Annotated in this window: 9 protein-coding genes; 6 read left to right on the top strand and 3 right to left on the bottom strand. The window is 44.1% G+C overall.

Annotated features, from left to right (window positions below; translation table 11 throughout):
- Positions 1–237: 237 nt before the first annotated feature.
- Positions 238–5310 (top strand): hypothetical protein, encoded by a 5073-nt coding sequence (locus tag ACE3K2_RS11265; protein WP_421889820.1) that lies wholly within the window; start codon positions 238–240, stop codon positions 5308–5310.
- A 329-nt stretch (positions 5311–5639) separates the two neighbouring features.
- Positions 5640–6527 (top strand): cation diffusion facilitator family transporter, encoded by an 888-nt coding sequence (locus ACE3K2_RS11270; RefSeq protein WP_421889822.1) that lies wholly within the window; start codon positions 5640–5642, stop codon positions 6525–6527.
- Between the two features lie 131 nt (positions 6528–6658).
- Here ACE3K2_RS11270 and ACE3K2_RS11275 read toward each other — a convergent pair whose 3' ends face one another.
- Both ACE3K2_RS11275 and ACE3K2_RS11280 read right to left on the bottom strand, forming a co-directional pair.
- Positions 6659–7129 carry a ferritin-like domain-containing protein gene (locus tag ACE3K2_RS11275; RefSeq protein ID WP_421889824.1) on the bottom strand — a complete coding sequence of 157 codons (471 nt, stop codon included), beginning with the start codon at positions 7127–7129 and terminating at the stop codon, positions 6659–6661.
- A gap of 106 nt (positions 7130–7235) precedes the next feature.
- The gene (locus ACE3K2_RS11280) at positions 7236–7676 is read right to left on the bottom strand and encodes a hypothetical protein (RefSeq protein WP_421889826.1); all 441 of its coding nucleotides are present in this window, start codon (positions 7674–7676) and stop codon (positions 7236–7238) included.
- A 335-nt stretch (positions 7677–8011) separates the two neighbouring features.
- Here ACE3K2_RS11280 and ACE3K2_RS11285 point away from each other — a divergent pair, with 335 nt between their 5' ends.
- Positions 8012–8734 carry a DUF421 domain-containing protein gene (locus ACE3K2_RS11285; protein ID WP_421889828.1) on the top strand — a complete coding sequence of 241 codons (723 nt, stop codon included), beginning with the start codon at positions 8012–8014 and terminating at the stop codon, positions 8732–8734.
- Between the two features lie 79 nt (positions 8735–8813).
- On the opposite strand, the gene ACE3K2_RS11290 is transcribed toward ACE3K2_RS11285, so the two are convergent.
- A complete protein-coding gene (locus ACE3K2_RS11290) occupies positions 8814–10178 on the bottom strand; it encodes an alkaline phosphatase (RefSeq protein ID WP_421891176.1) in 1365 nt (454 codons plus the stop codon).
- Positions 10179–10480: 302 nt separating this feature from the next.
- On the opposite strand from ACE3K2_RS11290, the gene ACE3K2_RS11295 reads away from it, so the two are divergent.
- The 3 genes from ACE3K2_RS11295 to ACE3K2_RS11305 all read left to right on the top strand — a co-directional run bounded on the left by ACE3K2_RS11295 (position 10481) and on the right by ACE3K2_RS11305 (position 15310).
- Positions 10481–12295, top strand: a complete 1815-nt coding sequence (locus tag ACE3K2_RS11295) for a family 43 glycosylhydrolase (protein ID WP_421889830.1) — start codon at positions 10481–10483, stop codon at positions 12293–12295.
- Between the two features lie 235 nt (positions 12296–12530).
- On the top strand, positions 12531–12845 hold the full coding sequence (locus tag ACE3K2_RS11300; protein ID WP_091030120.1) for an ArsR/SmtB family transcription factor: 315 nt from the start codon (positions 12531–12533) through the stop codon (positions 12843–12845).
- Positions 12842–15310 (top strand): FAD-dependent oxidoreductase, encoded by a 2469-nt coding sequence (locus ACE3K2_RS11305; RefSeq protein ID WP_421889832.1) that lies wholly within the window; start codon positions 12842–12844, stop codon positions 15308–15310. Before ACE3K2_RS11300 ends, ACE3K2_RS11305 begins: the two co-directional genes overlap by 4 nt.
- Positions 15311–15495 lie beyond the last annotated feature (185 nt).

The following is a 15495-nucleotide window of genomic DNA, read 5'->3' on the forward strand; positions in this document are numbered from 1 at the left end:
CATTCTATCTGACTGCAATGAGCACTCAGTTAGATGTAGGTTTTTTTCACTTAAAATCGTATAAGAAATTCTTAAAATGAAAGAAATTTTACGGTGATGTGACTGCTAAGATGAAAACAACAGAGCGCAATTAGGCAGAAGAGTAAAGCGAAGGTCAATTGCTTTTTTTACAATCATTCGAGCAAAGGCAATGCATTTATGGAAGCGTTATCATTTTAAGGAGAGGCTGTGAATTGTATGGTCAAAAGGAAGCTGTTTTTCTTCATCGTTTTCATGTTGACGATCGTAGTTCCTTCTAGCCTGATTGGAATAAGGACCGCTTATGCGGAGACCTTACCTTATCAGACCATTATCATCGATGACGGGAGTATCAAGATCAATGATGTTATGACACCTGATGCGGGTAACGAGAACAATGGATATTCTGCTCCAAATTGGACGACAAGCACAGGCGTGAAGGGATATGATCTTTCCAGCACCAAATATACGAGTACAGCAGGCCGAACGATCACATGGAATCCACGCTTGGAAGAAGGAACGGCGAAAATATCGTTCTATAAGGTGGATTGGGCGGATAAAGCAGATCGTAATGTGAAAATTGAGATTGTTCATAATGGAACAACGGATGTACTCTTTCTCGATCTGAAGCCTTCCGTTGACGATCCAGCGGGGTGGGTTGATTTGGGAGAGTACTATTTCTCCGGAGTTGGTGAAGAATATGTTCAATTGACCCGGTCTACCAGCACCTCAAACACGATCCTTACACGCGCGGATGCGGTTAAGTTCGAAGGCAATATTGAGCAGAAAGAGCCACATAAGACGATCATCATTGATGATGGAAGCCTCACGATTGATAATGTCGTCACTGTTGATGCAGATAATGCCAATAACGGATTCTCCGCTCCTTATTGGACAACAAGCGCGGGAGTGAAGGGATACAATAATTCCAGTTCCAAATATACGGATGCTGTAGGTAGAACGATCACATGGAATCCGCGCTTGGAAGCAGGGACGGCGAGAATATCATTCTATAAGCTGGATTGGGCGGATAAAGCAGATAGCAATGTGAAAATTGAGATTGTTCATAACGGGATTACGGATGTTAAATTTATGGATCTTAGACCTTCGTCAGGTCCATCCGTTGGATGGGTTGATTTGGGAGAGTATGAGTTTAGTGGTGATGATACCGAATTTGTCAGGCTGACTCGAACGCAACCTACGACGGGTACAATTATTACGCGGGCCGATGCAGTCAAGTTCGAGGGAAATATCCGTCAGCAAGCTCCACCGTTGCCCCCGCTGCGGAGCCGTACTTTAGCGAATCTCAGTTACACGGAAAAAGGCAGCATTGAAAATGCCAATTATAAGGCAACTTTCTATGAAGCAGCATGGGATGAAGGGACATCTATCGTTCGTGACATGTTCTACAAAAACACGGAGACCGGGAACTGGGTTCCAATCAATAATGAATCGGAAAGGCTTGAGGAACAATGGGTCTTATTAGATGGGAATGCGGGGAGCCGAACCAATTACTACGATACGATGAACAAACGCTGGATTACATTTGACGGAATCACTTTTCCCGACAGTCAGACGGCGGTATTAACCGATTCCTCGCACGGAAGTGATTACGATTTACAAGTGAACTGGTCCATGGCAGGGGATAAACCCGATGTTTCATTTGCCTTCACACCTCGCCGCGACGGCAACTACGTGATAGGATATCAGTCCTTCACAACCGAGTCAGTCTCGGGCATCAATGAAGTGTTAAATGGATTCAGGTCTCATGCCAAAATGGTAGGTACAGTGGAATCAACAAGCTTGCGGGAGCTTAGCGCTCCGATGAGTCTGGTTGAGAAGAATGATAATGCGGGAAATCCATTGACGTATGGGGTATTTGTACCTTCGGAAGAGTTACCAGTTGAATTTGAGCCGACGGGAGGTGTTACAAAACAACGGCTGGGCATGAGCCTTGTTAACAACGAAGGCAGCGTGCAGCCCATCCTTTACGCCCCTCAGTTGGGGGCTTATTCGCAGATGACTGCAGAAAGCACCTATCAATTTCATATGGGGCTAATTGCGCAAAAAAGTAATCTCTATGAGTCCTATACGGATATTCTTCGCAATGAGTACGAATATTCGGCATATCGTGAAAATGTATCAAATAAGTCGCTTACTGACGCGATGTTTAATATGATTGATCTCCTTAAAATTGAGCCGCAAGGGGACAACTCTGTTAATTATGTCCCATCACCCAGCGGGTGGTGGAGCCGTGCCAAGGGTTTTATCGATATTGAAAATGAGGACAGCGTTCGAACAAGCTCGAATGCAGTTCTTCTGGGGGCTTACTATTTGACTGGGGATGACCAGCTATACGATACGAGAGCATTGCCCTCCGTCCAGTATGGCGTATCCCGAAATGGTATTGGTTGGTCGCCAACGCAGAAGAAAGTTTACGGCGTGCCTTCTTTATGGAAAATGGCTACTCTGCCGTTCGATGTTTCAAGCGTAGCCGCTGTCAATCAGATGATGGGCACTTCGGCAGGGATAGGGGCACTGGCACAGGAAGAATACCTCGTGCGTGATCCGGACCAGAAAGATCGGGGGCCTGTCATTCAGCCTCTGATGATGTATCGCATGACGGGAGATGCACAGCATTTACAGACTGCGAAGGATGCGGCCGACAGTTATATCACGCAACATATCGATACACCTCCATCTGTGAATGTGAGCAAAAATGAGTTCATTTATTATTATAGCAAGCTATGGATGGAGATCCTGGAGCTATATGAGGAAACTCAGGATCCCAAATACCTGGATGCCGCCTATAAGGAAGCCAAACGGTATGCAACCATGTTTGTTGCTCGCCCAGTCCCTGAAGGTAACGTTACAATTCCACAACCAGAGACATATAATTATGCGGAGTCATTCCATTGGCCGGAAAGCGGTAAATTTCAATATCCTCGGCTCAAACTTCCCGAAGATATTGCCGGAGGCGTTCAAGCCGAGCGTTGGCTTGTTTCACCAAGCGGATTGACGTTTGAAGCAGGAAGTACCACTGGCTATTATCGGATGAATGCTCAAGAAGCTCCATTCATGCTGAGATTATCGCTCTATACAGGGGATAAACTACTGCAGGATATTGCTCATAATGCGGTTATTGGTCGCTATTCCAGTTACCCAGGTTATTACTATAAGGGCTTCGCCGTTAGCCAGCTTGAACCCGATTTTCCACTGGAAGGCCCAAGCGGAGCTACATCCATCTATTATCACCACATACCGGGGCAGCTTGGGCAAACAATGGATTATTTGATCAGTGAACAATCCTTAAAATCAAACGGGAGTATTACATTTCCTTCGGTATTTGAAACAAACTTTTTATGGTTCAAATATCACCTCTATGGGAATAAACCAGGTCAATTTTATGGGAACTCCGACGTTTGGCTATGGATGCCCAAGGGGATTATTAAGACCAACCATCCTCAATTGAATTGGATAACGGGTGAAAGCGGCGATAAATTCTACATTAGTTTAAGCAACGCATCTTCAGAAGAAGTACAGACTCCGATCGAATTGAATGAACAAATTATTGGATTCAACCCGGCACAGGACTATACGGTAACGATCATCCGCGACAATGGTACACCAGAGCACACGGTTATGAGTGGGGGAATCATTCAAGCCACGATTTCAGGCAAAGGAATTACCGCGATCATCGTAGAGGGACTTAACATTGATGTGCCCCTGCATCAGGTCAGAACGGCTGATACCTCGGATGCAAGCTATTTCTTTGATATTCACAGTCCAATCGATGCGGTTAAAGGCATGCTGCTCGTCAAGCCTGACGAGACGGTCTATGATGCCTATGTACAGGCAAAAACGACAAAACCAGCGACAATCCATTATTCACTGGACGGCGGGGCTACGTATACGACCATTCCAGATACGATATATCCAATGGAATGGTCGATCAGGGTGAATGATGTATCCCAAACGTTCACGTATTACGTGGAGTCGGAGGGGAAACAGACCCGTAAGCGAACACTTTATCTGCCTGATCAGGTATCGGAAACTCCAGTCCAACCCGATGTGCAGGATAGTTCATCTATCATTGTGGATAACACGGAGGCGGAGACAGAAGGTGTCTGGATAAGGGATACGACGGCTAACGACTATTATTATGACAACTATGTATACGCCAAATCTACGACTGGCACAGCAACAAGCACAATGAAATGGCGACCTGAGTTGCCAGAAAGTGTAACTTACAGTGTGTATTACAAGATTCCACAAATCACTGCAACAAGTGAAAATTGGGCAACAAATGCCTCATTTACCGTTTATTATAACGGAGGCTCCGAGACGGTTACTGTTGATGAGACAATGGCAAATGGTACTTGGGTACACCTGGGTGATTATCCTTTTGTCGCAGGTGATAGCGGATATGTGGAACTAACCAATAAAGCCAACAAATCCAGAGTTGTAGCCGATGCGATGATGTGGGTGGACCCAAACAGGGTACCACAATTGGAGTCTGCGGTAATCCTTTCCGATCGCAGTGAGTTGCAGATGACTCAATCGGCACAACTGAGTGTAACCGGCTATCTGGATAACGGTTTGATTGGTGATCTGACACAGGCCAATGTGCAGTATTTCGTTGATCGTACGGATCTGGCTGAAGTGGATAGTAGCGGGTTGTTGACCCTGCTCAATCTCGATGGGGACACGGATCATATTGAGGTATGGGCCACGGTAACGATTGACGGGGTGACCTTAACCACACCGCCTTTGACCATCACGATTAGGGATCTAACGGTTATCGTGGACAGTACAGATACAACAGGGTTATACACGACAGAAGGATCTTGGAGCCAAAGTAATTTAGCCGGCTACAAAATTGGGGTTAAATCTCGCTACTCAACAGTTCAAGGATCATCAGCAACCTGGAAAGGTCAGTTTCCAGAGGGGAAATATACAGTCTCGATCTACAAGCTGGTTCATACAACGGCAAACGATAACAATGTCAAAGTGGAAGTGAAACATAAGTCGGGTACAGAGGTCACCTATATCGATGCAACGGTCGGCTCATCAGGTTGGGTTAATCTGGGAACATTCGACTTTACGGGTGACGGCAGCGAGTATGTCCGGTTAACCAGGGTTACGCCTACAACGGTAGATCCGCCAACGCTTCCTGCGGATATGATCTATACGAGGGCTGACGCAGTTATGTTTGAACGGCATTCCAATGATTCGGAGTTGCTCACAAATGAGGCGCCAGGTGAACCGACACTTTCTGAACAAGAGCAGTGAATGATGAATGGAAGTGAAACGAAGGTACGTGATGTTGTTCGAATTATTGTAAAATAATTTCAAGAGCCAAGTGGATCAAAACGATCCATTTGGCTCTTTTGGTCTAGGTGCATGAAAGTGTGACTACAAGGAAGAAAGGCTGGCAGCCACCTTCCTCTATCCATTAAATACTTATGTTTGCCAAATCCAACTTTTTTGGATTCTCATAAAAAAATTGCCGCTTTCAGATTATGTTTCGTCACACTCAAAACGTTTCTCTAGACCCACACAAATCTTCAATGATACCATCATACACGTGCTAGAAATGAAGATTGCAGGAGGATATCATTGTGGATCAACTAAAATACGATAATCTAAAGCTGGGGGAGCGCGGAGCTATTATCAGCATTATCGCCTACATATGTTTGACCGTATTAAAACTGATCGTTGGCAACATGGCCGGATCAGAAGCGCTCAAGGCGGATGGATTAAACAATGCCACCGATATTGTGGCCTCAATAGCTGTACTGATCGGTTTGAAGCTTGCCCAACGTCCAGCTGACAAAGATCATACCTATGGTCACTGGAGAGCAGAGACCGTTGCGTCACTTGTTGCTTCTTTCATTATGATGGCGGTAGGTTTACAAGTACTGTTTGAAGCCATTCGTTCTGTGTTTCAGGGTACACATGAATCTCCGGATATCATCGCCGCGTACACAGGCATATTCTGCGCAGTAATCATGTATCTGGTCTATCGCTATAACAAGAGACTCGCTACACGTATTAAAAGTCAGGCGGTCATGGCTGCAGCTCGCGATAATATCTCGGATGCCTGGGTGAGTACGGGTACAGTCATCGGAATCGTGGGTTCCCAGTTCGGCCTCCCATGGCTGGACCCTGTAACGGCTGTCATCGTAGGTTTCCTCATCTGCAAAACTGCTTGGGACATTTTCAAGGAAGCCACACATCATCTGACCGATGGTTTCGATGTTGAACTAATTCAGGAGTACAAAAAAACGATTGCCGGAATAGACGGTGTAGAGAAGGTCAAAGACGTAAGAGCACGCAATTATGGCAATAATGCTGTCGTGGACGTTGTCATCACAGTCCATGCTGAGCTGGATCTTCAACAAGCACACGATATCTGTACAGACGTGGAGAACGAGTTAATGGAAGAGCATGACGTATACACCGTTCATGTTCATGTGGAACCTGATATGTTGAAAGAGTGCATTTGATATTAAGATATTAAGAAATTAATAGAGTAACTCGGCATAGCAAAAAACCAGTGAGCGTACTTATGCACTGGTTTTTTGTTGTTATTAATTGTTCATCTGTAAAGAATATCGCGTTATTTATCCCGTCATGACTATCTCGGCAAATTATAGGTAATCAGATTGTTATATTTATCCGCATGTTTCTGTTCGTCCAGGATGATTCCCCAAACCGTGTCCTTATATATGCCATAAGGGAGACCAAACCATATTTTTCTATACTTTTCAACTGCCGCCAACTCACCCTGAAACGCTTTTTGCAATCCGGCAAGATAAGAGGGGACCGTCTCAACTGGCTCACTACTTACACCCGAAATCTCTTGGCCTGTCAGATCCTTGTACAATTGGCGAAACATTTGATTATGTCCGCGTTCATCATTGCGGATGCTCGTGATGATGGCAGCCTGAGTAGCATCGGGTGACAACTGAATCAGTGAATCATAGAACAGCTCATCGTTTCGTTCTCCCTGCACAGCCGTTTTGATTAATTCAAGTGCTTCGGTTGCTGATGTTGCCCATACCGGAGTAAAAGTGTACCTGTAACCATATGGATATGTCACATACATTACGAATCCCTCCAAGACCAATATGAGTTAGGATATGCACGTATGCCTATCAGCGTTAACCCATATACTCTGTCCCGTCGTATTAATCGAAAGCTTTAATGGAACTTTACTTGGTATACCTCAATATTTTACTGTAACCATAAGCAATAATAAATGGCAGGAGGTAGGACAAAAAGGTCCAAAAAATGTTCCATCCATTAAAATAAATAACATGTCCCATCATTTTGGCAACCCACTCAATGATTGTCAACGACAAGGATGCAACAAGGATTGCCAACCATGGATTGGCTCCTTTTACTAAAATCGTATACATCATCAGGCAACCGGCAATCGGGTAGACCCCCAGATCCATTGGAAGAGCAGCAAAGGATTGGTTACGTGTATTCGGGAGAATATTCCAGAAAAAATTAAATCCTATATTGTTGATACAAGCGGAAACAGCTACGCCCAGTGGATAATATAGAACAAGGATTGTAAAGTTTCGACGCAGAATCCATACACCCAATATAATGGGGATTATCATACCCAACAGAATGTTACCTAACATGTAAATCTCCTCCAAAGCTTTTTACTTCTGTAGTTTCAGCATAACTTTCATCACTCTTTTTTCTTCTCCAGTGGCCAAGCTGCCCTAACCAATCGTTAACTGCATTTATCGGATTTTTCTCCCTTTGATGCAACTAATGTTGTATAAGGTAACCAACTCCAGGGGATATAATGCATATTAGCAAATTGGATGTCAACCGCTTTCATTCTTTTGCATTTTTCAAAATAATGATGGATTATGTTGTTTTGTTTCATTTGATTATAGATAAGGCAACATATTTAAGGATAATGGAGTGAATACTCAGAAGAGTTCATAATTATCTAACGAGTGAAAGGGTGCTTGCATTGTACGAACATCTTATCATCTTCATCCGAAGTATCTTTGCCTTCATACTTCTACTGGGTATTGCGCGCATATTGGGAAAACAAACGTTGTCTGATATGAACTTCCACGAATTTGTCACCGCAGTTATCATGGGAGCCATAGCTGCCAATCTAGCTTTTAACGAAAAAATAGAAGTCACACATCTGATTATTTCGCTACTTGTTTTTACCGGAACATCTTATCTGTTATCCAGATTAAATCTGAAAAGCAGAAAATTGCGCCTATTGGCTGAAGGCTCACCCACTGTAATAATAGAAGGCGGAAAAATTCTTGAAAATAATCTCGCCAAAAATAAACTGACATTGGATTCCTTGAACCAAATGTTAAGACAGAAAGATATTTTCAACATGGAGGAAGTGGAGTACGCCTTACTCGAAGTGAATGGACAAGTATCGGTCATGAAAAAAGCCAAGTATAAAACGGCTACGGTAGAGGATGTTCAGAAGAAGGTAGAATCCAATCCTGAATGCATGCCTGTGGAGTTAATTATGGACGGAGAGATGTTAAGCAAGAATCTTGAACTGAACGGCATATCTGATAAGGAACTGATACAACAGCTTGAATTGCAAAGTAAAAACATAAGCGATGTATTCTATGCGGTAAAAGGAAGCGACGGCAGGATCTATATGGATTATTATGAGGATCAAATCAAACATCCCATTGATGTCGAGTGACATCCTCTGAAATGAAAAATATCCCTCCTCTTCGGATGAAAGAAGAGAAGGGATGATCGTAAACTGCTGTAGTGTTGAATTATTGATGATTGCTGAGAATATCAAATATGATCTTGGCATTATCGGTGTTATCGATCAAACCGGCAAAGCGATGACTTGCCGGGCCATAGGCATAGACCGGAACATCTTCACCTGTATGTCCACCTGTCGTCCAGCCCGTAAATGAACGGTTATCAATAATTGCTTCTATGGCATTATCAATCTTTGTTACGTCTGCACTTTTGGCTGCTTCTTTCACGGATTGAATCTCTTCCGACTTCAACTCCAGTTTCAGATAACTTTTCAATGTTTCTTCAACCGAAGCACCTTTTGCAATTTGTGCTGCCATGAAGTCTGGAGTTCGCAGAGCAGCTTTGATCGGGTCTACGAAGAAGTTGTATTCTCCGTCTTTTCCAAGGGTAAGTCCGCCCGTGGAATGGTCGGCAGTAGCTACAACAAGTGTTTCACCGTCTTTTTTGGCAAAATCAATAGCGGCCTGAAATGCTGCTGCGAAATCTTCCATTTCACTCATCGCACCAACGATATCATTATCATGTCCTGCCCAATCGATCTGGCTGCCTTCGACCATTAAAAAGAATCCTTTGTCGTTCGAACTGAGACGATCAATCGCTGTATTGGTCATATCAGCCAATGATGGAGTTGCAGCACTACGATCAATCAACTTGTCCAGACCTCCGTCCGCAAATAGCCCAAGAACTTGTTGATTCTTATCCGCAAGGAGAGAAGAACGATCTGTAACATAGCTGAATCCGGCCTTCTGGAATTCCTTCGTCAGGTCACGACCCTCGCGTACAAAATTGGATTTCCCTCCGCCCAGAAGTACATCAACTTTATGCTTGCCGTTAATCAACTCATCATAATAATCGTCCGCAATAGCATCCATATTTTTTCGACTGATATCATGGGCACCAAAAGCAGCTGGTGTGGCATGAGTGATCTCCGATGTAGCCACGAGTCCGGTGGCTTTCCCGTTTTCTTTTGCCTGCTCAAGTACGGTTTTGACTTCCTTCTGCTCAGGGTCAACCGCAATGGCAGCATTGTAGGTTTTCACACCTGCCGACATGGCTGTTGCTGCGGAAGCGGAATCCGTCACATTTTGTTTATCATCATCCGGATAGGTCATTTGTGCCCCAACCAGATAAGGGTCAAATACGGTTTTGTCCATGCCCTTCGTTGAAGGATCATCTTTCATATAACGGTAGGCGGAAGTATAAGAGGTCCCCATGCCATCCCCAATGAGGAAGATGATGTTCTTGATCTGTTTTTTCTCCACACTTACAGCTTGAACCGCACTTGCTTGTCCGGCAGTCAAGAGAGTAGAAGCCGATACAGCCAGAGTCAGCGCTACCGCTGGTAATACTCTTTTGGATAATTTCACAATGATTCCTCCTCATCATATCTCAACACAAAAATGAATGCATGAATCTGTATTCATTTGTTCATCATTAAAAAGGTTAGCACTTATTTGTAAATGAAAACCAAGAACTTTGTATACCCGAGGTAAAATAAAGGCGATGTGCTTCCGACGAAAGATCAACTGATATGTAACATACGAGATTATGAAAATATACAAAAATATACTCATTCCATTGTTTTTGAAGTATGATACAACATAAGTAGAACGCTTTCATTTTTTTTATTACTGTTAGTATAAAGTCAATTTTATTTTCAGGAGGCTCTTTACCATTGACCAAAACAACTCCAAATTATGATGGGTATCTCTTTGTACATTTTATTGGCGAACAACCAGATGGGGAGCAGGTTTACTTCTCCTATAGCGAGGATGGTCTTCACTGGAAGGATCTGAATGGCGGCTCGCCTGTGCTGTATTCCGACCTTGGAGAAAAGGGGGTAAGAGACCCGTTTCTGGTTCGCTCCGTCAAGGAAAATAAATTTTATCTGATTGCTACGGATCTCCGCATCGCAAGTGGCAAAGGATGGACTCATGCCGTTAATGCCGGGAGCCGTGACGTAATCGTATGGGAATCCAGCAATCTTGTGAACTGGTCATCCCCATGGAGCGTCACACTAGGTGTTGAAGGGGCTGGATGTGTCTGGGCACCGGAAGCAGTTTATGATGAAATAACAGATGAGTTTCTCGTATTCTGGGCTTCTGCGACGCAGGAACCTCAGGAGCAAGAACGAAAACAAAAAATATACAGCGCTCGTACAAAAGACTTTCGTACGTTCTCGGCATCGGAAAAATACATTGAACGGGATAATCATATTATTGATACAACGATTCTTCCTTCGGCTGGCTCTTACTATCGATACTCCAAGGATGAAACAACCAAAAACATACGGGTAGAAAGGGGAGACTCTCTGGACAAAGGGGCGTTTGCTTCGCTGCAATCCCCGGTACTGGAGGCTGTGGCAGGTGTGGAAGGACCTCAAATCTTTAAATTCAATGACCGGGAGGAATGGTGCCTGATTGTTGATCGATTTGCTGAAGGCAAGGGTTATCTTCCTCTGTTGACTACAAATCTGGGAAGTGGAGAATTCCGAATCGTCCCTGATGGTGATTTTGATATGGGAACGAATCAAAAGCGTCATGGAAGTGTCATGCCAATCACAGCTGAGGAGTGCAGCCGACTTCTCGCGGCTTTCGGAGATGGTCATCAGGTGCTTCCCGGACAATATGCCGATCCTGATGTCGAACAGTTTGGGGATCGTTACTATATGTATCCAACAACAGATGGCTTCGAGGGGTGGTCGGGGACACAATTCAAGGTGTTTTCTTCTTCAGACCTGAAGCATTGGCAAGACGAAGGCGTGATCCTTGATCTGGGAACAGAGGATGTCGGCTGGGCAACTGGTAATGCCTGGGCACCGGCCATTGCCAGCCGAAACGGAAAGTTCTATTTTTATTTCTGTGGCAAAATGCGTAACGGAGAGAGTGCCATTGGCGTTGCTGTAGCAGATACACCGATTGGTCCATTCCTGGCCGAGTCGCAGCCTTTAATCACAATGGAGCAGTTGAAACGTCTGGGCATTACCATGGGACAAGCGATTGATCCCTCTATCTATGTCGAAGATACTGGAAAACCGTATCTGTTATTTGGCAATGGACATGCTGCCATTGTGGAGCTTGGTGAAGACATGATAAGTGTAGTGGAGGACACAATGAGCAATCTGGCGGGCTTGCATGATTTTCGTGAAGCGGTAACTGTGTTAAAGCAAGGCGGACTATACCACTTCACGTGGTCCTGTGATGATACAGGCAGCGAAGACTATCATGTGAATTACGGTACGTCAGAGCAATTATACGGTCCTATTACCTATCAATACCCGATTCTGAGCAAAAATGTCGAGAAGGGCATGCTGGGCACAGGTCATCACTGTATATTTATTGATTCCGAAACGGGGCAATACCAGATTGCCTATCACCGTTTTGTCACACCACTATCCCGATTTTCCTCTGGAAAGGGGTATCATCGCGAAATATGTGTGGACCCGCTTCTGTTTGGTAAGGACGGACTGCTACAGCCTGTTATACTCTAATATAAGGCGTTTCATTAAATCGCTATCTATAAAGCCTCATACAATCAATGCCTGTCAAATGTCGCTTTTAGCGGTTTTGGCAGGCATTGATCATTTTTATCTTCCACCTGGAACAAGCAAAAGCCTTAGTGTTGGGTGGGTATGCGACTAACTGAATGCATTCACTTCAGAATACATTTGACATCCATATCAATAAATCGTATTATTACGATATAACGATTTAGGAGGGATACTTTTGAACACACCCGCTTTTGACAGCAATAACATTAAACAGTTTGATGAACCTGCTAATCTGCTGAAAGCATTATCTCACCCCATTCGTTTATGTATTGTTAGGGGATTAATGCAGAAAAAAAAATGTAATGTTTCATATATGCAGGAATGTCTGGATCTTCCCCAATCTACCGTGTCACAACACCTCCAGAAGCTTCGTAGTGCAGGTATTGTTGCTACGGAACGAAATGGTCTTGAAGTGAACTATGTGCTTGCCGATCAACGGGTTGAACAGATTATTAAAACTTTATTTGAAAAGGATGATTGTGAATCATGAACAAAAAAGTACTCATTGTTGGCGGTGTAGCTGGAGGGGCATCTGCAGCTGCACGTCTTCGTCGTCTGGATGAACATGCCGAGATTATTATCTTTGAGAAAGGCCCCTATATCTCATTTGCCAATTGTGGTTTACCTTATTATATAGGTGGCACAATCGAAGATCGGGAGCGTCTGCTGGTGCAAACACCAAAAGGGATGGCAGATCGCTTTCGTATCGATGTGCGTACAAAGAGTGAGGTTGTAGCTATTGATTCCCAAAAGCGGGTGGTTAAGATACATTCCCAGGAACGCGGTGTATATGAAGAAAGTTATGACGAATTGATATTGTCACCAGGTGCCAAACCGGTCATTCCCGATCTGCCGGGCAAGGATAATCCGCTAATTTATACCGTACGAAGTATTCCGGATATTGATCGGATCAAAGAACAGGTAAGTTCTTCTAACAACAAGTCTTCGATCGTCATAGGTGGTGGATTTATAGGCGTAGAAATGGCTGAGAATTTAAAGGAAGCGGGTCTGGATGTAACGCTGATTGAGGGGAACGCACAAGTACTCACACCATATGATCCCGAGTTAGCAGCCGCATTGGCACAGGAAATGGAGAATCATGGTGTTAACCTGCTGTTTTCCAAACGTGTTCAGGGATTCCATTCCTTAGAGCAGGGTATAGGGGTTGAACTTGCGGATGGTCAAACGCTGACTGCCGACATGGTTATTCTTGCGATAGGCGTTACGCCAGACACCTCTTTTTTGAAAAATAGCGGCGTTTCGTTGGGTGCACGTGGACATATTATTGTAAATGAAGCTCTAGAAAGCAGTGTGCCACACATCTATGCTGTTGGTGACGCCATCGAAGTAACGGAAACCATTCATGGTACGAAGGCAACGATTCCCCTTGCCGGACCTGCCAACAAACAAGGCCGTATCGTTGCTGATCGTATTGCAGGGCTTCATTCTACCTATAAAGGAACACAAGGGACCTCCATTATCAAAGTTTTTGGAATGACGGCAGCCACGACAGGCAGTAATGAGAAAACACTACAGCGTCTCGGCGTGGAATATCAAACCGTTATCGTACACCCTGCTTCTCATGCATCGTATTATCCGGGATCAAGCGCAATTACTCTTAAACTGCTGTTTACTCCGGAAGGTAAAATCTTAGGCGCGCAAGCCGTCGGGTATGATGGAGTGGATAAACGAATTGATGATATTGCAGTAGCCATTCATTTTGGAGGATATGTAGGGGATTTGACAGAACTTGAACTCAGCTACGCGCCACCTTATTCTTCTGCCAAAGATCCCGTAAATATGGCTGGATATGCAGCAGAGAATATGATCAGCGGACGTGTTCAGACGTTCACCTATAATCAACTGGCTGATCGTCAGCCGGAGCAGTCGATACTTCTGGATGTTCGCAGTGAAATCGAGCATCAGAATGGTCATATTCCGGGTTCACTCTCTATTCCAGTTGATGAGCTTCGTCAACGTTTAGATGAATTAGACCCATCCAAAGAAATCTGGCTATACTGTCAAGTCGGCTTACGTGGTTACACAGCTTCGCAAATTTTGCGTCAGCATGGTTTTAGTGTGAAAAACTTGAGTGGTGGTTATAAAACATACCGTCAAGCCCAGTTTAAGCCGGCTTCATTTACTGCTGCAAAACAAGATCATCATGATCCTGCGGTGGACGTTAAGGAAAAAAAGTCTATTCCCACTGACACAACACAGCCACAACGTATTGATCATGACTTGAACGTATGCGGATTAAGTTGTCCGGGTCCGCTAATACAAGTGAAGCAGAAAATGGATCAGCTCTCAAACGGGGAAACCCTTCGTGTGAAAGCTTCCGATCCAGGCTTCTATGAAGATGTCAAAGCATGGGCTACAATGTCGGGTTCCACAATCTTGCAGTTGGAAAGAATGAAAGGCGGTACCATTGAGTCTGTCATTGTTAAAAATACAACACAACCTGTATCGGATTCTTCCATCAGTGATCCTGCCAGCACGATGGTTGTCTTCAGTGGTGATCTGGATAAAGCAATTGCCTCACTCATTATTGCTAATGGGGCAGCAGCGAGTGGACGGAAAGTAACCCTGTTTTTCACATTTTGGGGATTGAGTATTATCCGTAAGCCGCAACCGCAGAAGTTATCCAAAACCATGATCGGTCGTATGTTTGATATGATGTTACCTCGCGGCAGCCAGAAACTTGGCATGTCCAAAATGAATATGCTCGGAGCAGGCCCAAAAATGATCCGTGGGTTGATGAAAAAACATCAGGTGCCTTCGTTGGAGGAATTGTTAGAGAGTGCAATTGCTCAAGGAGTGGAGATCATTGCCTGCCAAATGTCCATGGATTTAATGGGAATTCAGCGTGAAGAATTAATAGACCAAGTTAAAATTGGTGGTGTCGGTTATTATCTTGGACAAGCATCACAAGCAAATCATAATCTGTTTATATAACAAGTTAAGTTATCAAGTTGGTTCATGTAAATATCAAAAGAGATCTTCCGCAGTGAATGCGGAGGATCTCTTTTGATTGGTTTATAACAGAGTAATTATGCGAATCACATTCCATATTCATGATAGATTAGAGCAACAATCCGTATACAAATTACTGATATGTTATCTAATGTCCACCTGTATTC

The sequence above is a fragment of the Paenibacillus sp. genome (genome assembly GCF_048976745.1).
GTDB lineage: Bacteria > Bacillota > Bacilli > Paenibacillales > Paenibacillaceae > Paenibacillus.

Bases quoted from the DNA above. Each gene is read 5' to 3' on its own strand.
- ACE3K2_RS11265 (WP_421889820.1), top strand. From the start codon at position 238: ATGGTCAAAAGGAAGCTGTTTTTCTTCATCGTTTTCATGTTGACGATC.
- ACE3K2_RS11275 (WP_421889824.1), bottom strand. From the start codon at position 7,129: ATGTATGTGACATATCCATATGGTTACAGGTACACTTTTACTCCGGTA.
- ACE3K2_RS11280 (WP_421889826.1), bottom strand. From the start codon at position 7,676: ATGTTAGGTAACATTCTGTTGGGTATGATAATCCCCATTATATTGGGT.
- ACE3K2_RS11305 (WP_421889832.1), top strand. From the start codon at position 12,842: ATGAACAAAAAAGTACTCATTGTTGGCGGTGTAGCTGGAGGGGCATCT.